The organism is Chitinophaga oryziterrae, from assembly GCF_009758125.1.
GTDB classification, from domain to species: Bacteria; Bacteroidota; Bacteroidia; order Chitinophagales; family Chitinophagaceae; genus Chitinophaga; species Chitinophaga oryziterrae.
The window spans coordinates 1,038,792-1,059,542 of sequence record NZ_WRXO01000001.1 but is presented as its reverse complement, the minus strand read 5'-3'; the positions used below and the strand labels follow the sequence as shown (position 1 = coordinate 1,059,542).

The 20,751-nt window shown below is 42.5% G+C and carries 17 protein-coding genes; 2 read left to right on the top strand and 15 right to left on the bottom strand.

Annotated elements, in window-relative coordinates; all coding sequences use genetic code 11:
• Positions 1–59 precede the first annotated feature (59 nt).
• From GO495_RS04365 to GO495_RS04355, 3 genes are all read right to left on the bottom strand, one after another.
• Positions 60–2,309 carry a multicopper oxidase domain-containing protein gene (locus tag GO495_RS04365; RefSeq protein WP_157298453.1) on the bottom strand — a complete coding sequence of 750 codons (2,250 nt, stop codon included), beginning with the start codon at positions 2,307–2,309 and terminating at the stop codon, positions 60–62.
• Positions 2,306–2,776 carry a DUF3347 domain-containing protein gene (locus GO495_RS04360; protein WP_157298452.1) on the bottom strand — a complete coding sequence of 157 codons (471 nt, stop codon included), beginning with the start codon at positions 2,774–2,776 and terminating at the stop codon, positions 2,306–2,308. The genes GO495_RS04365 and GO495_RS04360 overlap by 4 nt, the downstream gene beginning before the upstream one ends.
• Positions 2,777–2,860: 84 nt before the next feature.
• Entirely contained in the window at positions 2,861–3,196 is a 336-nt protein-coding gene (locus tag GO495_RS04355; RefSeq protein WP_157298451.1) for a hypothetical protein, read from the bottom strand.
• A gap of 323 nt (positions 3,197–3,519) precedes the next feature.
• Here GO495_RS04355 and GO495_RS04350 point away from each other — a divergent pair, with 323 nt between their 5' ends.
• Complete coding sequence (locus tag GO495_RS04350) at positions 3,520–4,365, top strand: helix-turn-helix domain-containing protein (protein WP_157298450.1); 846 nt, start codon at positions 3,520–3,522, stop codon at positions 4,363–4,365.
• Between the two features lie 85 nt (positions 4,366–4,450).
• Entirely contained in the window at positions 4,451–4,987 is a 537-nt protein-coding gene (locus tag GO495_RS04345) for a YbhB/YbcL family Raf kinase inhibitor-like protein (RefSeq protein ID WP_157298449.1), read from the top strand.
• A 2-nt stretch (positions 4,988–4,989) separates the two neighbouring features.
• Here the strand turns inward: GO495_RS04345 and GO495_RS04340 are convergent, their stop codons facing one another.
• From GO495_RS04340 to GO495_RS04285, 12 genes are all read right to left on the bottom strand, one after another.
• Complete coding sequence (locus tag GO495_RS04340) at positions 4,990–6,996, bottom strand: alpha-N-acetylglucosaminidase (RefSeq protein ID WP_205691197.1); 2,007 nt, start codon at positions 6,994–6,996, stop codon at positions 4,990–4,992.
• Positions 6,997–7,003: 7 nt separating this feature from the next.
• Positions 7,004–8,524, bottom strand: a complete 1,521-nt coding sequence (locus tag GO495_RS04335; protein ID WP_157298448.1) for a right-handed parallel beta-helix repeat-containing protein — start codon at positions 8,522–8,524, stop codon at positions 7,004–7,006.
• Positions 8,525–8,534: 10 nt separating this feature from the next.
• Positions 8,535–9,827: an IPT/TIG domain-containing protein gene (locus GO495_RS04330; protein ID WP_157298447.1), complete on the bottom strand. Its 1,293-nt coding sequence runs from the start codon at positions 9,825–9,827 to the stop codon at positions 8,535–8,537.
• A 30-nt stretch (positions 9,828–9,857) separates the two neighbouring features.
• Positions 9,858–11,672, bottom strand: a complete 1,815-nt coding sequence (locus GO495_RS04325; protein ID WP_157298446.1) for a RagB/SusD family nutrient uptake outer membrane protein — start codon at positions 11,670–11,672, stop codon at positions 9,858–9,860.
• A 21-nt stretch (positions 11,673–11,693) separates the two neighbouring features.
• Positions 11,694–15,119, bottom strand: a complete 3,426-nt coding sequence (locus tag GO495_RS04320) for a TonB-dependent receptor (RefSeq protein ID WP_157298445.1) — start codon at positions 15,117–15,119, stop codon at positions 11,694–11,696.
• Between the two features lie 127 nt (positions 15,120–15,246).
• Positions 15,247–16,353: a FecR family protein gene (locus GO495_RS04315; RefSeq protein ID WP_157298444.1), complete on the bottom strand. Its 1,107-nt coding sequence runs from the start codon at positions 16,351–16,353 to the stop codon at positions 15,247–15,249.
• A gap of 2 nt (positions 16,354–16,355) precedes the next feature.
• Positions 16,356–16,898, bottom strand: coding sequence for an RNA polymerase sigma factor (locus GO495_RS04310; RefSeq protein WP_157298443.1), 543 nt, complete (start codon positions 16,896–16,898; stop codon positions 16,356–16,358).
• A gap of 416 nt (positions 16,899–17,314) precedes the next feature.
• The gene (locus tag GO495_RS04305; protein ID WP_157298442.1) at positions 17,315–17,521 is read right to left on the bottom strand and encodes a hypothetical protein; all 207 of its coding nucleotides are present in this window, start codon (positions 17,519–17,521) and stop codon (positions 17,315–17,317) included.
• Positions 17,518–18,216 (bottom strand): LytR/AlgR family response regulator transcription factor, encoded by a 699-nt coding sequence (locus GO495_RS04300; protein WP_157298441.1) that lies wholly within the window; start codon positions 18,214–18,216, stop codon positions 17,518–17,520. Before GO495_RS04300 ends, GO495_RS04305 begins: the two co-directional genes overlap by 4 nt.
• Complete coding sequence (locus GO495_RS04295) at positions 18,213–19,244, bottom strand: sensor histidine kinase (protein ID WP_157298440.1); 1,032 nt, start codon at positions 19,242–19,244, stop codon at positions 18,213–18,215. The genes GO495_RS04300 and GO495_RS04295 overlap by 4 nt, the downstream gene beginning before the upstream one ends.
• Before the next feature lie 86 nt (positions 19,245–19,330).
• Positions 19,331–19,609, bottom strand: coding sequence for a hypothetical protein (locus GO495_RS04290; protein WP_157298439.1), 279 nt, complete (start codon positions 19,607–19,609; stop codon positions 19,331–19,333).
• Positions 19,602–20,498 carry a TraB/GumN family protein gene (locus GO495_RS04285; protein ID WP_157298438.1) on the bottom strand — a complete coding sequence of 299 codons (897 nt, stop codon included), beginning with the start codon at positions 20,496–20,498 and terminating at the stop codon, positions 19,602–19,604. Before GO495_RS04285 ends, GO495_RS04290 begins: the two co-directional genes overlap by 8 nt.
• Positions 20,499–20,751 lie beyond the last annotated feature (253 nt).

The window sequence follows — 20,751 nt, the reverse complement described above, 5'->3', positions numbered from 1 at the left end:
AAAAAAGACAATTTATACGGATGTGAGTTAAAATAAGCGCAGATCTGGTTAAAATACAGTTAATAATTTAATGTAACACCTGCACCAAATCCCATGTCACTATCGTAGTGTGTGGAAAAGGAGAAATACTTCGTTACGATGTACCTGAATCCCGCCATATATTCCTTGTCTGTGTTAGCCATGAAATTGAAGCGCAGACGTTTGGTGAGTGGTACATCTTCCCTGCTCAGCTGGAATCTTAATCTTCCATCAGTATCTACAGATGCATCGGCGATGACCAGCATCGGCAATGTATATTCTACCCCTGCATGAAAAGCGCTTCTGTAATTCTTTGTATTGATCTGACCGAAAAGGTTTTTCTCCGGCGCCTGCATTTTTCTGTAACGGAAATCCCAGCCTATATAAGGAAACAGCCATTGCATTTTACCGATGTATCTACCCAGATGGCTCTCACTTTCATATCCATTCTCCGGTGTTAATCCAATACGCCATTCTGTCTGTAAACGGTACCTGGTGTTGGAGAAGATCAGTTCTCCGTCACTGCCATTGCTTTCCAGTCCTATTTTTGCAGAAGGATGAATCTGGCGGTCATCAGCATAGATCTTCTTTATAGACTTATCAGGGTTCGGAATTTCCGGGTTGGCAGGAGAGTTTTCATAACTGAATATCCGTCCCATACCACTCATCATGTGATAGAGGATATGGCAATGGAAAAACCAGTCGCCACTTTCTGTTGCTGCAAATTCCAGGGTATCTGTTTCCATAGGCATAATATCCAGTGTATTCTTCAGGGGAGAGTAATCTCCCTGCCCGTTCAATACCCTGAAGAAATGGCCATGTAAATGCATGGGATGGCGCATCATCGTTCCGTTGTACAGAATGATCTTTACGTTCTCCCCTTTTTTGATAAGGATCTTATCTGATTCAGAAACGGTTTTGTTATTGATACTCCATACATACCGGTTCATATTACCGGTAAGATTGAAGTGCAGGATTTTCTCCGGTCCTGCCGGCAGGTTAGTTTTTACAGGAGAGCGAAGCATACCATAATTCAGCGTGACCATATCTTCCGAAGAAGACATTTTCATTCCCTTCATATCCCCCATATCATGCTTCTCTTCACTCAACTCAGGATACATTACCGTATTCATATCCATCTGCTGGTTACTCATCTGCATATCCATATCATTCATCTCCCCATTCATCTTCATCATATCATTCATCATCTTCATCCCCTCAAAATATTTCAAGCGGGGCAGATGTTTCGCCGGCATCTCCATTCCACTGCCCAGGAACAAAGAGGTTGACCGTGTACGGTCTTCTGAGGTAGCGAGGAATTCATACTTCATATCTTCCGGGATGGTCACCACTATGTCGTAAGTCTCTGCTACGCCTATGATCAGCCTATCAACTTCCACTGGTTCCACATCCATCCCATCATTGGCCACCACAGTCATTTTCCCACCTGCATAGTTCAACCAGAAATAAGTAGAAGAGCTGCCGTTCACAATCCTCAATCTTACTTTATCACCGGCTTTATACTGTGGCTGTTCATCTGCTTTTTTACCATTGGCCAGTACCTGGTCATAGTATACATCGCTAACGTCCATTGCCAGCATACGCTTCCATTCATTGGTCAGTTTGGTCTTAAAATGGCCTGCTTTAGCCGCTTCTCCGTAACTCTGTACACTGTTCTTACGGATGGCAAACCAGTCGCTGGCGATGTGCAAACGACGGTCCACTTCGTAAGGCTTGTCATTTGTCCAGTCGCTTAACAGTAAAGTATGTTCCTTTTGCACGGGAGCGTCCTTTTTATGTATCACAATAGCACCGTACATACCGCTTTGCTCCTGTAACATGGTATGTGAGTGATACCAGTACGTGCCGCTTTGTACAATTGGGAAACGGTACAGATGTGTTTCACCCGGTTTAACAGGAGCCGTAGTGAGATAAGAGACGCCATCATACCTGTTAGGTAATATCAGTCCATGCCAATGTATAGATGTTTCCATGTGCATGTTGTTATGCACGTATACTTCCGCAGTGTCTCCTTCCGTGAAGTATAATACCGGCGCCGGGATAGACCCGTTAATAGCCATTGCCGGCCGGGACTTCCCCGTATAATTAACGGTGGTATCTGATACGTACAAATCATAACGCACGACTCCCTTAGATGGCGGAAAGTCATGTTTCATCTTCATGAGTTTGTCATGGGACATCTTCATCGGTCTTTCCGGCCGCTGCTTCGGCAAAGGATGTTGTGCAGATGCAGAAGAATATACCAGCAACATTAAAAGTATCTTTCTCATAATGTATCGCTTACTTTTCCGCATGTCAGCATCTGTTTGCCATAATAAGGATTCTTAATCGCCGCGTCTTTACTCAGCCAGTAGCTCTTTTTCATAGGGCAATACTGCTGGTATAATGATTCATCAGACAACTTCACTGCTTTGGACAAGGCGTACATATGATCAGAAAATGCCTTAAAAGCAACCCTTTGCCCGCTCAGGTCCGTAGTTTTGGCTATGGATTCAGCATCCGCAGACAACTTCTGCTGTAAAGGCTTAAAAGCGGCCTGTTCTTCTGCTGTAAGGCTATTTATATCAACAGCATTCACCACTTTGGCGAATTCAGCCGCTTTAGTAGCAGCAGTAGCGGCATCACTGTTCACCAGGGCATCCTTGATATCCAGGTACAGATTTAACAGGGGAGATAAATGGCCTGTAGAAGAAAAAGAGGAAAATAATAATATCGTTGAAAGGATCAGACTTTTCATCGTAAAAGATTTAATGTTAAAAGATAGCAATAAGAATAGCAGCTAATATCCTGCCGGATATTAGCCAAAACATGGGCTATCACATCAAATCTGAAAGGATTGAATAGACACACGTATGTCATCAGGTGGTATTTCCTGCCTTACGATACGGTATTGCTGCGGGTAGCTGTTATAAACAATTTGCAGGGAAGGAAGCGTAATGAATACCACAGGGGCATTCATCACCGTATTAAAGTGCTGTTCAAGGCTTTTATCCAGTTGCTGGAATTTAAGCACAGCATCATTACAGCAGTGCTTACTGGCTATCGCCTCATGTTTATGGCAGCAGTCATGCGGAGTCAGGGCGCAGGCCATCCCTACCAGCGTATTCAGGAAGAATACAACCAGCAGGAAATAAGCTTTTATGACCTTTTTACCCATCACCCCCCAAAGATAAGGCTAAAGCTCCTTAGTGAAATTTATATAATTATTACTGAGATGTATATAATTCCTAAATTGTCAGATTAACACTTATATTTGAAAGACTATTAAATCCACCGTTATGAAACTGCTGATTCTATCTATTTTAGCTTTCGCCGTTCCGTATGCATAGACTATCTGTACTATAATAAAGATGGCAGCATGAAAAGAGTGATCATGACCAGCGAGGGGGGTGAAGCCTGCCAGGTAAATCTTATACCTGTGCGGTAGTAGTTTGCATGTTATTTGCCAGATGTTGTTGAATGATTTATTACCTTTGGTATATGAATATATTTTCATTGCCGGAAGATCTCAATACCACTGATAGCATTTCAATTTTCAGCTATCAATCCTCTTCCAATACTGAAAAAAGTAAGATAATACTCAATCAAAACATCTTCAGTTTCTTAACAGAAGGTAGTAAAAGTGTTTACTATTCGCAAAAGAGTGCACATATAAATAATACGGAGTTTTTACTACTCTCATCCGGTAATTGCCTGATGAGCGAAAGGACTACACAAAACGGGGTTTACAAAAGCGTACTGTTCTTCTTCGATAACAGCGAGCTGGTTAACTTCTTCATGAAACATCCGGATATCTTTGATACCAACATAAAGAGATCTATGGAAGAACCATTTATAGTATTCCAGGTAGATGATTTCCTGCAAAATTTTATTGCTTCATTAAACCTGATGCTGGCTACTAACAAACCTATCTCTAAAGCCATGCGGGTTTTAAAGTTAGAAGAGCTGATGTTATACATGTGTGATAAATACAGGGATGAAGTGATCAGCTTACGCACGGCCGTATTAGAAAACCAGGAAGATCTTATTATCAGGAAAGCAGTAGAAGCTAATATCGGAAATTGCATCACAATAGATGAACTGGCATTTCTCTGTAACATGAGCCTCTCTACCTTCAAAAGGAAGTTCTCTAAATTATACAGTACCTCTCCCAACAAATGGTTTTTGCAAAAGAGAATGGAACTGGCAGCCACCTTATTACGCAACAGTAATGAAAAGCCCAGTGATATCTACCATAAAGTAGGATATGAAAACCATTCCAGTTTTACACATTCTTTCAAACAAACATTCGGGCTCACCCCCAGCGAGTATCAACAAAGAAATTGAACTTTTATCTGTAATTTTTGAACTGTTATCCCTAACAGGACACCTCCCCGGCATACTACCTTTGAATCCTAAATAAAAAGGTAAAATGAAAAAACTCCTGTTTCTCTTGGCGATTGTTACGATCTGTACAACTGTATCTGCACAAACTTTCACATTGAAAAGCAATGATATGGGCGGACAAATATCCAATAAGCAGTACGCCAATTTCATGGGGTACACCGGCGAAAACTTATCGCCTCAGTTATCATGGGAAAACGCACCCGCCGGCACCCAGAGTTTCGCTATCACTATTTATGACAAGGATGCGCCTTCCGGTAGCGGTTTCTGGCACTGGATGGTATATAATATCCCTGCAGACATCAAAGAAATACAAGCTGGCGCCGGTGATGTTACTAAAAACTTATTGCCTGCCGGAGCTATCCAGGGTAATACAGACATGGGTAAACCTGGTTATGTAGGTGCAGCCCCTAATCCTGGTCCTCCACATGAATACCTGGTGACAGTGTATGCACTGAAAAGCAAATTAACCTTAGATAAAAATGCTACTGCTGCATTTATCGGGTTTAACATTTTTGGCAATACCATTGCGAAGGCATCTATCGTCGCTTACGGGCAAAGATAAATTTAATGGGATTGGGTATTGTTCTTTACCCAGTCCCTCTCCCATGTAAACCAGTCAGGTACTGCTGTATTCCCTTTCAGATAATCGAAATACAACTCCCAGCGTTTTTTATAGAACGTGAGCATCATCCCGCTCCATTCTTTATATGCATAATCATGCAGGTTATCTTCTTTGGGGTCATTCTCTCCCCAGTAAGTGATCAGCATCATCGCATTTAACAAGTGATATTTTGCCTGCTGCTGATAGGTACTTAGACGGTAATAGGGATGTGAATTTAATAACTGGTTAGTAAGATCATGTAATTGCAAAAATGCTTTGGAAGATTTATCAAAAGCAGGCATGTCTTTGCTGTTATAAGCAGCCACAAAATCTGCAAATACTTTATCCGCCTGATTAGCCAGTACCTGTCTTTTAAAATTGATCAGGTCTATTTTATATGTTTCACTATTAGAAAAAGAGCCTGCTGCTGATTCAAAACTTTTCACGGCATTAGCGAATACAGTTGTATCATATCCTTTTTTCAGATTTCCCCAACTGGAAACGGATTTTATTTTTAAGGCAGGTCTTGCACATAAAATGTTCTCCGGAGGGCCTTCCTGGTATCCGGGATTACTGTAGATAGTAGATAAGAAAGACTGCCAGGCACGGGCTATATCCGGGTTATATTTGCCATAACGGGCTGTTATATACCCTGTGATCCAGTCTTCGACTTTTACATGCTCTTTATGCCATCCCAGCTCCAATAATAATTCGTAGGTAACGGGGTTGTTATTAATCCCTTCCGGCATGATCCCCACTCCTTTCATATATCCGGAAGCCTGAGACGCGCGATACACTTCGTCCGCAAAGCGTTGCAGCTTGCCGCTTAATCCCGGTCTTTCTCCAAAGTTGGTAACGGTACACCAGATGAAAGGCGTATGTTCATAACTGTCCCGTGTTTCCCAGTTGTTAGTATTCTCTCCGAATAACTCCTGCACCAGGATAGTGGATTTGTCTGTCTCTGCCAGTAACTCCTTACGCGGATTATCCTGCCAGCCCTGTAACACCCAGATAGCACCAGGGAAATACTGCTGCATGGCTTTTTGAATAGCGGCACCAGCTTTGCCTAAATCAACGCCATCAGTGATACCACCTTCATGGAAGGGGTCTCCTGAAAAGAAATGAATGTCTTTACCATAGATACGTTGTGTTTCTTCATAGAAGATACCAGCTATACGTGTGAAGGCAGTATCTGTAGGATCTAATATATCCGGTCTTACAAAAGCTCCCCATTTGCTTTGATTGATGATATGAGCAGTGGTTTTGTTCTTCAGTGTGCTGGGAACCATGCCATAAAATGCAGGCATTACAGGCGAGATACCTAATAACTTCATACGTGTGATCATCTTTTTCGTCAGTGAAGCACGGTTATCTATCTCTGTCTGTGGCATAGGGCCACCCCATCCCTGTATATTACCCATCAGCCACCAGGCGTTATAAGCAGGACCAGTGATATAATCACTGATCTCCTTATCAGAATAACCTATACGTTTCAATACATTCTGCCATACGGCTTCTTCACCATTCGCTACCAGCATTACATTCACACCGTTTAACGCCATCCAGTCCAGTTCATGCTCCCAGTCTTTCCAACTGTAAAAACTCATGGTGTAATTGTAGGTGCAGTAGTTGAGTGCATAACGGTATTGCGCAGCAGCATTTATTGTAATTGTTTCTTTGATGACAGGCAAAGGAAAGACCGCTGAAAGGTTATCTCCCATATGCGACATAGACCGGTGGCAATAATATTTCAGATACCAGTTGAGACCAACAGCAGCTGCATTAGGATTATCAGCGCTGATAACTAACTGCCCGTTCCTGGTTTCTAAGGAGAATACATCCTTCCCTGGTATTGTTTTAAATGTAACATGCAACCACGGCACCCTTCTGTCAACAATCCCCTTCACTCCACTAAAATCCGCAGCCAACAACTGTATGGGTAATAACAGTAAACAAAATATCCTGAACATGCTTTAATTATTGCGGCTGATGCGCCCCTTTGCTAATCTTATTATTAATGATACGCGGATGCCCGTCTATATCCGTTGTTCCGTTTATATCAGCTGAAATCACTACTCCTGTATTATTAGCAGGAGAAGCAGGCTGTATATGCAGATCTGTACTGCTTACCAGTAAAGGGTCTACACCATTTACAGAAGCCGCGTCATTACCACTCACAGTACGCCAGGTAGCAAGATCCGTAACAGGAGCATCATTCGTACTGTTCCATATCCACTGCGGTGTACCCGTAGTAAAATAGAGATTATTATCAATGATATTATTACTCCCGGAATTAGTATACTTATGGATAAAAAGATCTACCGGCCGGGCATAAATAATATTGTTTTTAATCACATTATTAAAGCATTGCTCTGTTAATCTGATCTCTCCTTCTATCTCTCCAAAAGCGCCTGATTCCTTATTATTAAAATACAGGGTATTATTCACTACATAACAGTTGCTGGTACCACCGGAAGTATAATTAAGATATCCCCCCAAATAGATCCCCGCCCGGAAACTGTTAGACACAAAGTTATTGCGGACAATACAATCATTGGTAGGAAAAGCATCATTCTCACTTACGATACCAATCCCTCTGTCCACTTCATGAATTTTATTTCTTTCTATAATGATGTTCCTGGCACCGTCTACGTAAATACCGATAGCACCGTGCCCGGTACTACCGCCTATTGGCCCGGTGGTCATATCTATATTGTACAGCTCATTATCGCTGATCACCCCATTACGGGCATAGTTAAGTGCAGGTGTAGGGTTGGCGGAATAGCCACCGGCGGCATCAATACCAATGTTCTCTGCATTGTATATTTTGTTGCCCTTTATTGTAAACCCATCTACATAACCGTTGATGGTTAAGTTCTCACTATACCCGGTGTTGCAGTCATGGATCTCATTTCCTTCTACCAGGATATTCTTCATCGGGGTAGTGGTATTACCCGCAATCTCTATTCCGTGCCCGCTTCTTCCATCTGCAGGCGCAACATTATGTTCTATATTATAAATCCTGTTATTCCTGATGATCAGATTGGAGGAGCTTCCATTAGCTATTATCCCGTTGACGTTTACCCAGGGAGTACTGCTTTTGTAATTACATACGTCAAAGCCTTCGAAAGTAATGTAACTCGCATTGCTGAAAGTTACCAGTGCTTCCTTGCCTGTAATGGACAACCCTGTGCCATCAATCGCAGGTATCTCTCCGGGGTATGCCTTTAAGGTGATCTGCTTATCCAGCCGGCCCGATTTAGGGAAACTCACTTTCTCATAATAGATACCCTGCCTGACGATAACGGTATCTCCTGCTATCGCTTTACTTAAAGCAGTGTTAATAGCCCTGAAAGGAGCATTTAAAGTGCCTGCATTGGCATCATTGCCTGCAGGGGAAACATAATACTTGTGTGTGTTTGGGATAATATTATTGTCTGATGATGTGCCGCCTTTACTACAGGCGGCCATCATCAGGGCTATCAAAAATATGTTCATATATTTCATGCTATTGTGATACTATTTTCCTAATGCGGTTATTGTTCTTATCTAATACGTACACCACGCCATTCTTATCCACTGCCACGCCTCCCGGTGCACTAAAAGCGGCTGCTTCTCCGATAGCATCTGCATAACCTGCAGATCCGCTGCCGGCATATGTACCCACTACCCAACTACCACCGGCGATAAAACGAATACTCTGATCAACATTAGACGTACTACCATCCACTGTCCCGTTACCTGCCACGTAAACGTTGGAGGCCGCATCCACTGTGAGTCCAAACGGATTTGCAAACCTCGCGTCCATACCTGCACCATTTACATATCCCGGAGTTCCTGCCTGACCGGCAATTGTAGTCTCTGCCCAGGTATTCTTATCAAATCTTTTGACTACATGATCATCAGCTATAGCGATGAAGAGATTACCGTCTTTATCAAAGTGCATCCCTGCAGGCTTATTAAGTCCCTGTATCACCGTTGTACTGCTACCATCAGTATCCATCTTATACACATTACCCGAATTGGAAAAATTTGAATAATATAAAAATCCCGTAGTAGGATCTATCGCTATACTCCAGGGTTCCTGGCTGGCCCATCCCACAAGAACGGCCGTACCATCCGGCGTAATTTTCCTGATATCCCAGTTACCAGGATCAGCTGTATATAAATTCCCCTGCGCATCAATAGCGATATCATAAGGCAAACTGAACTGCGCTGCCAGGCCCTGCCCGTTTGCATACCCTGCGGCATTCGGATTACCCGCAAATGTGGTCACATTCCCCTTGTCATCTATTTTCCGGATACAATGATTTCCCGGATCAGCGATATACAGATTCAGATTATCATCCACTGTAATCCCTTTACTCCTGTACCACGGCTGCCCGTTAAAATTAAACATCACATCTGCCCCCTGTCCATTGGAGAAACCCGCAGTACCGTTACCGGCTATTGTAGTCACAGTACGGGTGAACACATAATTAAAAATATCCGTACTCACCACACTATCAGATCCCACTTTTACAACCACTTTGCCAGAGCCGCATCTGGCAGGCACTACTGCCATCACCTGCGTGGCACTGGCTCCGGTAATGGCCAGTTTATTACCATTGATAGTGACAGAGATAGCAGCTGTATCCGTAGAGAAATTACTCCCTGTAATTAATATAGATGTCGCGCCACCACCCTGCTCCGGTGTAAAATGATCCACCGACATCGGAGATCCGGCACTATGCGTAAACCCGTTATCCTTCTTACAAGCTGTAAAGAAGATCAAACAACCTGCTATGATATACCTGATCATAATACTGTAATTGTGTTGTAAAAGAATTTATTACCATCCCGGATTCTGCACCAGTGCCCTGTCTCTCTCAATATCTCCCTGATTTATCGGGAACAGGTACATCTTATTATCCCAAAATCTTTGCTGGAAAAGCGTTCTGGTATAAAAACCGGTGAAAGAAAATCCTAAGCCATTGTCGTTGGCATTTACATTCATGCTATAGATGGCCTTGTTTTCCTGGTTACCCAGCAGCAGCCTTCTGGTCAGCGTATAATACCTGTCTGCTTCAAAGCATAATTCTACTTCTCTTTCCTGCAGAATATATTTTCTCATCTGGTCTTTATTACCTACCGCTGAAGGATATACGGTTTCAATACCGGGCAATCCTGCTCTTGTTCTCACCATATTGAGATAAGTGACGATATCACCATTACCGGGATCGTATTCATTCAATGCTTCGGCATAATCTAATAATATCTCCGCGTAGCGCATCAGGATATAAGGGCCGTGGAAAGAACTAACATCATTTCTTATATTATCATTAGGACTTACCCTCTTCAAGGCTAAATAACCGGTGATATTATTACTGCCGGCAGAACGCTGACCAGATTTACCATTATAGTAAAACTCGGTTCTTCCCTGGCCATCAACATTCTCATCAGAAGAATAAAAATTCTTATCATCTACTGTAGGAGCAGGTAATACAGGGCGTGCATTATACTGTATATAGGCATAAAAACGGGGTTCCCTGTTGGCATACATGTTCCAGTCGCTCTTACGATGTCCCCAGCTATTAGTACTGGCAGAAGGAGCAAACCCTGTTTCTACATAATTGGAAGAAGGATCATCAATTGTACGGCCGTTGTTCATGTAAAATGCGTCCACCAGATTCTGCGTAACATCGTACAGATTATACCCACCCGGACCAGGAGACACACATTTCGTATACCCCCAGCGAGACCAGCCTACATTTGCAAAGATGATCTCGTCATTCCAGTTGGTTAAAAATAAATCCCTGACTGAGAGATAAGGATCAAACGTAGTTCCCCCATTATCCAGGTTGGTAAACAACTTATAATTACCACCATCAATTACCGCCTTTGCAGCAGCTGCCGCTACTTTCCATTTGTCTTCACTATAACTGGCAGGAGCTAATGCTGTACCATCTGCATTCTTAAAGTTGGCAAAGTAAGTATTCCCATTCCACAGCGGACTGGCAGCCAGTTGTGCTACCTTGGCTTTTACCGCTAAACAGGCTCCTTTGGTAGGACGTCCGTTATTACTGGAAGAAGACCATACTGCTGGTAAGTTCAATGCCGCCTGGTCCATCAATGAAGATATATACGATGCACAGGTATCAAAAGGAGCACGTGGATACTGGCTAAAATCCTCATCCTGCCCCAACTGTCCGGTCAATTTTACAAAAGGTCCATACTGTCTTAAAATCATCCAGTAATAATAACCGCGTAAAAAAAGGTTCTCCCCCTTATACTGTATCTTCAGATCATCACTCAATTGATTAGTGGGTACTTTATCAATATTCTGTTCAAACACATACGATTTCTTGATGGCTGCATAATAATTCGACCAGTTATTAAAGTATCCGCTGGCAACATTCCAGTTACCACTTACCATTTGTCTTACAGTCGTTGTAGGTATTGAAACAGATGTCTCATCAGAAGCTCCCATAGAAGCATAATCTCCTCCGTCTGTATTATATACATAACTATAAATATTATAGAGATAAGCCTCTGCATTTGCACGTGTTTGCCATATCTGGTCTTCCGTTAAAAGATTATCCGGCTTTTTATCAAGATACTTGCTACAGGAAGACAATACGACTAAAAGAAACAATAAGTATTTCATATGATTATCTTTTTGTCTTGTTTAAAATTGAGCCCTTATACCTACGGTCATTGTTTTTGCATAAGGATATTTCGCCCCGTTACCACCCAGTTCAGGGTCCCATAGTTTGAACTTCGAGAAGGTCAGCAGGTTGGTAGCGGCTCCATACACTTCAAGATTGCTGATGCCCTTCTTCTTCATATCGGGTGTGATAAATGAATAACCCAGTGACACCTGTTTCAATCGCATGAAACTACCATCTTTCAACCACCAGCTGCTGTTTACATAATTGTTATCGCTGGTATTGGTGATTGTTAAGCGTGGGTAATCTACATTCTGACTGGGATTTTCTTTTGTCCATCTGCTTGTTGAATTAGATAATACATTTGCAGGATACTGACCGATACCGGTGAATGGCACCACACCTACACCGCTTGCAGAACCATCCGTTGACACTATATCAGCGCCATTTGCCATGATACCTACATCAGCTACGCCTGCAAAAACAGCGGAAAGAGAGATCTTCTTATAACCGAAATTAAACCCATAACCATAAGACCAGGTAGGGAAATAGGACTTACCTAAGTAAGTTCTGTCATTACTGTCTATAACACCATCTCCGTTCAAATCTTCATACTTGATATCTCCCGGAAATACGGTCCTTGTTTGTGTAGGACTTTTATCCACATCAGCCTGATCAACAAATAATCCTTTGCTTACATAACCCATATATTCACCAAACCGGTGACCTTCAGGTTGCTGATAAGTATATAGATATTTGGGATAATCTGCATAAACAATTCTATTCTTAGCATAGGTGATATTACCAAAAACGCGTAGCGTGATATCTTTACCTATACGCGTATCATATTCAAAACTACCATCAATACCAATGTTCTTCATCTCTCCCATATTGGTATAGATTTTTAATCCACTATAACCTGCGATAGAAGAAATAGACTGACGGTTAATTAATATCTCCGATCTCTTATCCCTGAAGGCATCTATCGTCAGACTTAATTTATTCCATAATCCCACTTCAAGACCTACATTGGTTTTAACGGATTTTTCCCACGTCAGGTTCTGTGTACCGATAACAGTAGCGGATATACCACCATAACCAACAGGAGAAGTACCGAAAACAATACCATTTGCACCAGAGATATAAGTAAGATAGCCGAACCTGTCGCCGCCCTCCAGGGTCCCTATCTGGTCATTACCTGTAGAGCCTACGGAACCTCTTATTTTAAGCAGGCTTACCGTATGTGTTAATGGTGCGAAGAAGGCTTCTTTAGAGATTACCCAACCTGCAGATACAGCTGGAAAATATCCCCACCGGTGACCTGCTTCAAAGTTTTCAGATCCGGTAGCCCCTACGTTTAATTCTGCCAGGTATTTATCTTTAAAGGAATAAGTGATCCTGCCTGCCATACTTTGATTACGGTAAGGAATAGCCGATTTCAGGTCCGGTGCAGCACCTCTCACCCTGTTGCGCATTGTACCTACTATTAATCCACCGAAAGTGTGATTCCCAAAAGCATGATCGTAAGCAATATTACCTTCCAGGTACATAATACGTTCACCCGAAGATGAAGTGCCATAGCCAAGATAAGTGCTGCCCGTCCTTACACGTTCATACACAAGATTTCCGGAAGCATCTCTTGAACCCGCATACCAGAGGTCATTATACCCTGTTCTGCTGGTATTGAATTCACCATAGGTGTCAAAAGAAAACCTTCCCATTGCGGTTAATCCCGGTACGATCATATCCAGTTTCTGGTTCAGTGTTACTACAGACTGCACAGAAGGTTTGAACTCTGTGCTGTATCCCAGATTCTGGACCAGGTTGAAAGGATTGGCACCACCATTATTCCTGGGGCCTGCCCATAAATTACCAGGATATTTAACGGGGAAAGAAATAGGATTGGTAGCATATGCAGCGTACCATATATTACCGGCAGAAGTACCCGGATACCGGCTGTTCACCAGCATAGCGGCAATATTCATAGACAACACTGTTGTCTTCGTTACATTCAGATCAACATTGGTACGGAAATCGTATCTTTTAAAATTAAGATTAGGATTATATCCGCTCAGGTTCTTCACTTTATACTGACCGTCCTGGTTGTAAAAAGAGGTGGATACATAATATCTCATAGACTCTCCCCCACCGCTTATATTCACATTGGCGTTGGTCATGGGTGTAAGATCTTTATAGATAGTATTGATCCAGTTTACATTGGGATAGAGATAAGGGTCCAGACCGCTGGCAGTTTTTTCGATCACTTCATCGGAATAGGTAGCGGAATTGCCATCGTTTGTTCTTGCCTCGTTGTATAGCTTCATATAATTTACGCCATCCAGCATCTTAGGCAGCCTGGTAAGACCATTCACCCCTGATTCTACTTTCGCTGAGACCTTAGGTTTTCCGGCCACCCCTCTTTTAGTGGTGATGATCAACACCCCATTGGCACCTTTGGCACCATATATTGCAGTAGCAGACGCATCTTTTAATAAAGAGATACTCTGTACATCTTCCGGATCTATATTATTAAAAGCACCACCATAAGTACTGTTCACATCGTCGCGTTGTACACCATCTACAATGATCAGCGGAGAAGTACTACCCGTGAAAGTGCCTATACCACGAATGGTAAAATTAGGATTGTCGTAACCCGGTTCACCGCCACCGCTCTGCATGGATATTATACCGGCGACTTTTCCCGCCAGCGCATTGGTCAGAGAGCGTACAGGCGTTCTCATATCATCCATGTTTACAGTAGACACAGAACCCGTAACAGTTACTTTCTTCTGGCTGCCAAACCCTACTACCACCACTTCATCAAGCTTATCTATTTTTTCACTTAAAGTTACCTTCAGTGTTTTCTGGTCCCGCACTTTAACTTCTTCCGGGTTCATCCCCATCATGGCCACCCTCAATATATCATCGTTGGAAGCGGCGATAGAGAATACACCCAGTTCATCTGTGATCACTCCTTTAGTTGTTCCCCTGACTGACACTGTTACGCCGGGTAGCGGGTGCCCTTCCCCGTCCATTACCTGTCCTTTTACTATCCGGCTTTCCTGCTTTCCCTCTTTTACAGATTGGGTTGTATTGGCCGCCTCAGGTGCTTTTTTATCAAGCACTATGCGGTTGTTTTTCACCTCGTAGCTGATGTTCCTGTCTTTAAACAGGGAGGCTAACACTTCCTGTAAGTGTACTTTGTTGAAATTGACGTCAACTTTCTCGCCATCGTTTAATAGCTGGTTGCTGTAAACAAGTGTGAAACCTGTCTGCTTTTTAATGGACTGAAAAATCTGTAACAGGGAAATGTCGTGGCCTGTTACCGTAACCGTGGATTGGAGCGGAGTATCCTGCGCTTTTGCAATAAAGCCTAAGCCCAGCAGAAGGTATAATAGTATACCTCTCCGCATAGCCAGGTGGCAATGGCGTACACTTTTTCTCATTTTGGTTGATCATTTAAAAGTTATACGATGGTGTAGCATTAAGCTGTTAAAACTGCTTTTCAATACAACTACAACGTAACATGGAAAACGGGTGAACGCTAAAACGATTTTTTTCGGGAGAGATAAATTATTTAATGTACAGCTCATCACCAGATAACTGGTAAGTGATATGAGCGGTGGTTTGCAGATCGTTCAGGAAGTCATTGAGCTTGTTCCTGTCCATCAGGCCTGTAGTGGCTACGCCTGCAAATTTCTTTTCATCTAATGTGATATGGATACCATAAAAACGGGAGGCCAGGCCTGCCAGTTCGGTTAAAGGCATGCTATGGAAGTAATAAACGCCATTCATCCAGGAGAGCACCTCTTCTTCGTCAAAGGGACGGGTGGTGAATCCTTTGGCCTGCTGGTAATCTGCTTTATAGCCAGGGCGCAGGTCCTGACTTTCGCCATTGGCACTGCGGGCAATGACCCTGCCTTCTACCAGGGCGGTCTGTACCTGGCCGGATTGATAAGTATTGACATTAAAGGCCGTTCCCAGCACTTCTACCCTCGTAAGGGGTGTATGGACGATAAAAGGACGATCAACGTCTTTAGCGACCTTAAAATAGGCTTCCCCGTCAATATATACTTCCCTGGATGGACCTGCGAAATGGAAAGGGAAGCGTAAACGGGTGGCAGCGTTCAGCCACACCTCGGAGCCATCGGACAAAACGAGTTTATAGTTCTTACCGGCAGGGACCAGCAAAGTATTCTGTATGGTATCTGCGGAAGTGTATTTTAATGTACCCCCGCTGGTATTTAAAGTAGCATTGCCCAACGCGATAGTACCGGTAGTATCTAATCTAATGGATTGACCATTACCGGTTAAGAGGCTTATCTGTTGTGGTTTGGAGATCTTTTGTTGCGCTATCTGCTGTTTATTGGTGCCGCGCGGGAACAGGAAATAAGCTACTGCTATAAGTACAACAGCAGCTGCAGCCACGCTTTTCCAGGGGAAAATCCGGTTTACGGTCTGCCGTTGTTTAAGTTCCTGTAAACCGGCTGCTGCATCTATCTTATTAAGGTATTCTTCTGTATTAAGGGAGATGCTTTCCTTTTCCAGGGATGACCATATTTCCCTGAAGGCGGCATCTTCTGCCAGCATTTTATGTACATAGCTTTCCTCTGCTGCAGATAAGTTACCCGTCAGCTTTTGTATGTATAACCTTAAAGCCTGTTCATATTGATGTTCCAAGGTTAATGGTCTTTATTATTAAATGCGTGACGCAATACCTTCAATCCATTTTTGAGATGCGTTTTGAAGGAATTGATACTGATACCCATCTCATCTGCTGCTTCCTGGTATTTTTTGCCCTGTAAATATACCATTTGAATAGCTACTCTTTTTTGTCCACCCATATCATTTAGTGAGGCGCGCAATTGTTTATAGTAATCGGGAATGCTATCTGTGTTAATCGTAAAGGTATCTTCCTGCATATGCGAGAAGGTCTCCTGTTTTTCCAGGTAGACTTTCTGTTTCTTAATATAATTAAGACAGCGGTTCCTGACGGCTGTGTGCAGGTACCCCTTTACATCTCCGTTAAAACCAAGATATAACTTTTTATCCCATATGTCGAGGAAGAACGTTTGAACAATATCCTTTGCTTCCTGCTCATTGTGCAGGAACCAATATGCATTCAGACATAACAACTTGTAGTACTTCAAAAAGAAAGCATCATACGCGGATACGTCTCCTGCCTTCAATCGCTCAACCAGCTCTGTATCTGGATTGTGATTCATGGAACAAGAATATCGTGATATAAATTACAGGCACACCGGGCCCTGGTTGATTAGCTGCTTTGATCGATTTTGGCTTAGGTGAAATCAGCCCCCTTTGATTATCAAATTAATCATTAAAAATTAATTATTATAATTATTTTTTCCCTCCATTACGTCATTATATTAATCCGTACCACTTATATTTTCCTGAACGAACTTAGTGATATGAAAATCTGGCTTAACATGAGGATCATGCTAATTTATTTAGCATTTATTAAAAAAGGGTCTGAAAAACACAGGCATTAAAATTACGTACGATTTACTTAGAAAGCAATACGGCCCTGAACCGGTTATTCACCGATATCAGAAGTGGGGGCTTTGAAAGATAGCAGGGCATAGCACTCCGTATGAACGCTGTGATATTCAGATGGAGTTGGTTATTTCCGGCGCGGCAGTTTAATGGTATCCCGCACCAGCGCCAGTGCGGGTGCAGCATCAGCCTTGCGTTGAAAACTACTGTCAATGCTTGTCTGCACCTGCGTAGCCAGCCCTGTTGTTGTGCCTCTATTATTGTCTTTTTTCAGGTAGGAAGCGGCAAACAGTACCACTCCTACGAATAACATGTGTAATAACGCTTCTTTCATAATTGCGTGTAGTACTTTAAAAAATTCTGCTCATAATTTGCTCCGACGATTACTTCTTCCCCATTAATGGTGAGAATCCTGTTTTGTAACCTATTTATTTTACTAAGAGAAACAATGTACGATCGGTGTATACGTACAAAATGATTTGCCGGTAATTGTGCTAAAATATCATCCAGTGTAAGCCTGGCCGTTACAGGCTGCTGCCTTTTTAAATGAATCTTCAGGTAGTCATCCAGTCCTTCGATAAAAAGAATATCAGATAATGCTATTTGTAACAGACTATAACCTGAATGTACGACTAAATATCCTTCTAACCCGGTATCCGCACTTTGTTGTAATAAATCAAACTGATGCTTTGCTTTCATGGCGGCCTGTAAGAAACGCGGGTATTGAAATGGTTTTAACAGATAATCAGCCGCTTTCATATTAAATCCTTCTACTGCATATTCGCTGTAAGCTGTTGTAAAAATTACCATCGCCTTCCTGGACAAGGACTTATAAAAATCGATTCCCGAAATGGCCGGCATATGAATATCCAGAAATAGCAAATCTACTACATGTTTCTCCAGGTATCTGAGCGCTTCCACAGTACTGGTAAATACCCGTTCCAGACTGATCAGATCTGTTCTGCTGCAATAACGCTCCAGCACCTGCAACGCTGGTGGCTCATCATCTATCGCAATTGCCTTTATCATGTCAGATGCATTATTAAGTTCACTGAAAAATCAATATCATTGTCCACTATCTGTAACTCATGCCTGGAAGGATATAACAGTTGCAGGCGCTTTTTCGTATTTTCTATGCCTATCCCATCTCCATCCACGGGCGCTCTTGTCACTTTTTTATTGACAACAAATAAACTGAATATATTCTGTTTCAATTGTAATCGGATCGTAATCACAGATTCCTTATCGGGATTTACCCCATACTTAAATGCATTCTCTATAAAAGAGATCATAATCAACGGGGCTATCATTTTAGCTCCGGGAAGTACATCTGTCTCATACACAATGCTGACTGTCCTGCCCAGACGGGATTGCTGTAAAGCAATGTAATTATTGAGATAAGCCAGCTCTTTTTCCAGCAATACTTCATGTTTATCTGCATCTTTAATGATATACCGCATCAGCTCCGACAACTCTACAATGGCATCAGGAGCGCCATCGTCTTTGGCCAGGACAAGGGAATAAATGCTATTCAGGGTATTGAATAAAAAGTGAGGATTGATCTGTGCTTTCAGATGGGTGAGTTCATCGTTATAACGGGCTGTTTCAGCCTGGAACCAGCGCTCCCTTACCCTGAGTAAGGCGGAAGACAGGATCACGATGAAAAAGAGAAAAACCTGATGCCTGATCTCTTCGGCGAAGCGACTACCGGCAGGCCTTGGCGGCATCCCATCAGCAAGGTGCATGGGCTGATGATCACTCCAGGGTACAACACCTGTAATAAGGGAGGGTAACAAGCAAATAAGCAGCAATGCCGTAAGCATACAGAACGCATAGCTGATATACCTTTTCTTAAAATAAAATGCCGGAATAAGCAGGTAATAGTTGAGATAAAAAACGAATAACATCAGGAGATTTCCTGTAAAATCCCGGATAGTGGGACGCGACCAAAAGCCTACTTCTTCCGGTGGCCTTGGAGATAATAGTAACGGTAATACCAGGAACGCGATGCTCCCCAATACATGGTATAGTAAATATTTGCCCCCCTTTTTGAACATATGCCCCCGCAACTTCCGGATTTTTCATTTTGAAAACAAACAAATGAGGCCAACTGTTCATTTTCAGAGGTGAAAAAGCCGGACAATCAATTGTCCGGCTCATTAAATTCTGCGATCAGTAACTTTAATTCCAGCATTCTTTTCCCAAACCTTTTATGCAGATACCATACGTTCAAATAATAAAAGCTTATGCCGGACAACAGGATCGCACCCAGCATCCAGTATAAAGGGACCTTATGTGTAGCCAACCAGATCTCCTGTAACAGGTCTTCTCTATCCTCTTTATACTCCGCATAAATATTGACAACTTTATAAATGATTCCCTGGTGCGGCATAGTATGGTCCAGAAATTCAGCTTTAGTCATTCTTCTCAAAATTAAAAGGGATGTTCTTCAGGGTATATCCTTTCTTTTCCAGTAATGCGATCACGCCTGTTTTGTCTCCCAGATGCATGGCGCCCATGCAAAACAATACTGGCTCTTTACCCAGCAAAGGAGTTATCCTGTCAGCCATCACAATATTCCTTTTTACCAGCAGATACTCATTGAAATTGGCATCAACCATCGCACCTTCGCTCAGGTCCTCCATTAAGTTTTCAATATCCTGTTTAGTATAGACGGCAGTCAGTCTGGCCAGACTTTCCTTTGGAGAAATATCTTTCAGAATAGCATCTTTTAACATCTGTACCTGTGCCGGAATGCTGATCGTATTGAGCGCATCCATTTCCTCTTTCACAGTTTCCAGTCCGCCTACCGCATCTTTCTTCGCGATAGCAGCCTTATACAGTTCCATATCAATAGACGGCGTTTTACCATCACCTCCTGCTATGATACTCCATAAAAGAATGGGTTTTATGGCATATGCCTTATCGCCCAGCATCTGCAATATGGGGGAAGCGGCCATTAATGGTTTCAGCTTTGCCAGGGATGGTGCATCCAATAGTTTATCAATAAATTGTGTACTATCGGTGATGTACATGGCATTCATCATTTCAGCAGCATCAATATGACCGAAATCCAGTTCAAAAAATACCTTTTTCACTTTATCAAGAATGGCGAAAGGAGCGGCAGGTAAACGGTATGCCGATGTATCATACATATGAATAGTACCATACAAATAAGCCGGATGGGACATACCTTTACCGGAAATCTCCCAAAGCAGCCCTTTTTTCTGCTGGGCAAAGGAAGAAGTAAAACCAGTGATGATGAGGACTATACAGATAACAATGGTTTTCAGACAGATATATATTTTCATGTTGCAAGTGTTTATTCATTAGTACCACTACCTGCCCGAAACTTACACTTATTTTAAGAATTTATTAAAAACAGCAAATTAACAGGAGCAAAACACGCGCTAGTACTAGCATTCTATCATCATTCCTTTATCACTCCTATAGCATTCCTATAGCATTCTACCGGCATTCCTATATCCAAACGATATAGGAATGCTGAAAGAATGCCGAAGGAATGGACTTTCAGTGATGAAGGGATATAGGATTTAAGATTGT

Coding starts and splice junctions, on each gene's coding strand:
- GO495_RS04365 (WP_157298453.1), bottom strand. CDS start 2,309: ATGAGAAAGATACTTTTAATGTTGCTGGTATATTCTTCTGCATCTGCA.
- GO495_RS04360 (WP_157298452.1), bottom strand. CDS start 2,776: ATGAAAAGTCTGATCCTTTCAACGATATTATTATTTTCCTCTTTTTCT.
- GO495_RS04355 (WP_157298451.1), bottom strand. CDS start 3,196: ATGGGTAAAAAGGTCATAAAAGCTTATTTCCTGCTGGTTGTATTCTTC.
- GO495_RS04350 (WP_157298450.1), top strand. CDS start 3,520: ATGAATATATTTTCATTGCCGGAAGATCTCAATACCACTGATAGCATT.
- GO495_RS04345 (WP_157298449.1), top strand. CDS start 4,451: ATGAAAAAACTCCTGTTTCTCTTGGCGATTGTTACGATCTGTACAACT.
- GO495_RS04340 (WP_205691197.1), bottom strand. CDS start 6,996: ATGTTCAGGATATTTTGTTTACTGTTATTACCCATACAGTTGTTGGCT.
- GO495_RS04335 (WP_157298448.1), bottom strand. CDS start 8,524: ATGAACATATTTTTGATAGCCCTGATGATGGCCGCCTGTAGTAAAGGC.
- GO495_RS04330 (WP_157298447.1), bottom strand. CDS start 9,827: ATGATCAGGTATATCATAGCAGGTTGTTTGATCTTCTTTACAGCTTGT.
- GO495_RS04325 (WP_157298446.1), bottom strand. CDS start 11,672: ATGAAATACTTATTGTTTCTTTTAGTCGTATTGTCTTCCTGTAGCAAG.
- GO495_RS04320 (WP_157298445.1), bottom strand. CDS start 15,119: ATGAGAAAAAGTGTACGCCATTGCCACCTGGCTATGCGGAGAGGTATA.
- GO495_RS04310 (WP_157298443.1), bottom strand. CDS start 16,898: ATGAATCACAATCCAGATACAGAGCTGGTTGAGCGATTGAAGGCAGGA.
- GO495_RS04305 (WP_157298442.1), bottom strand. CDS start 17,521: ATGAAAGAAGCGTTATTACACATGTTATTCGTAGGAGTGGTACTGTTT.
- GO495_RS04300 (WP_157298441.1), bottom strand. CDS start 18,216: ATGATAAAGGCAATTGCGATAGATGATGAGCCACCAGCGTTGCAGGTG.
- GO495_RS04295 (WP_157298440.1), bottom strand. CDS start 19,244: ATGTTCAAAAAGGGGGGCAAATATTTACTATACCATGTATTGGGGAGC.
- GO495_RS04290 (WP_157298439.1), bottom strand. CDS start 19,609: ATGACTAAAGCTGAATTTCTGGACCATACTATGCCGCACCAGGGAATC.
- GO495_RS04285 (WP_157298438.1), bottom strand. CDS start 20,498: ATGAAAATATATATCTGTCTGAAAACCATTGTTATCTGTATAGTCCTC.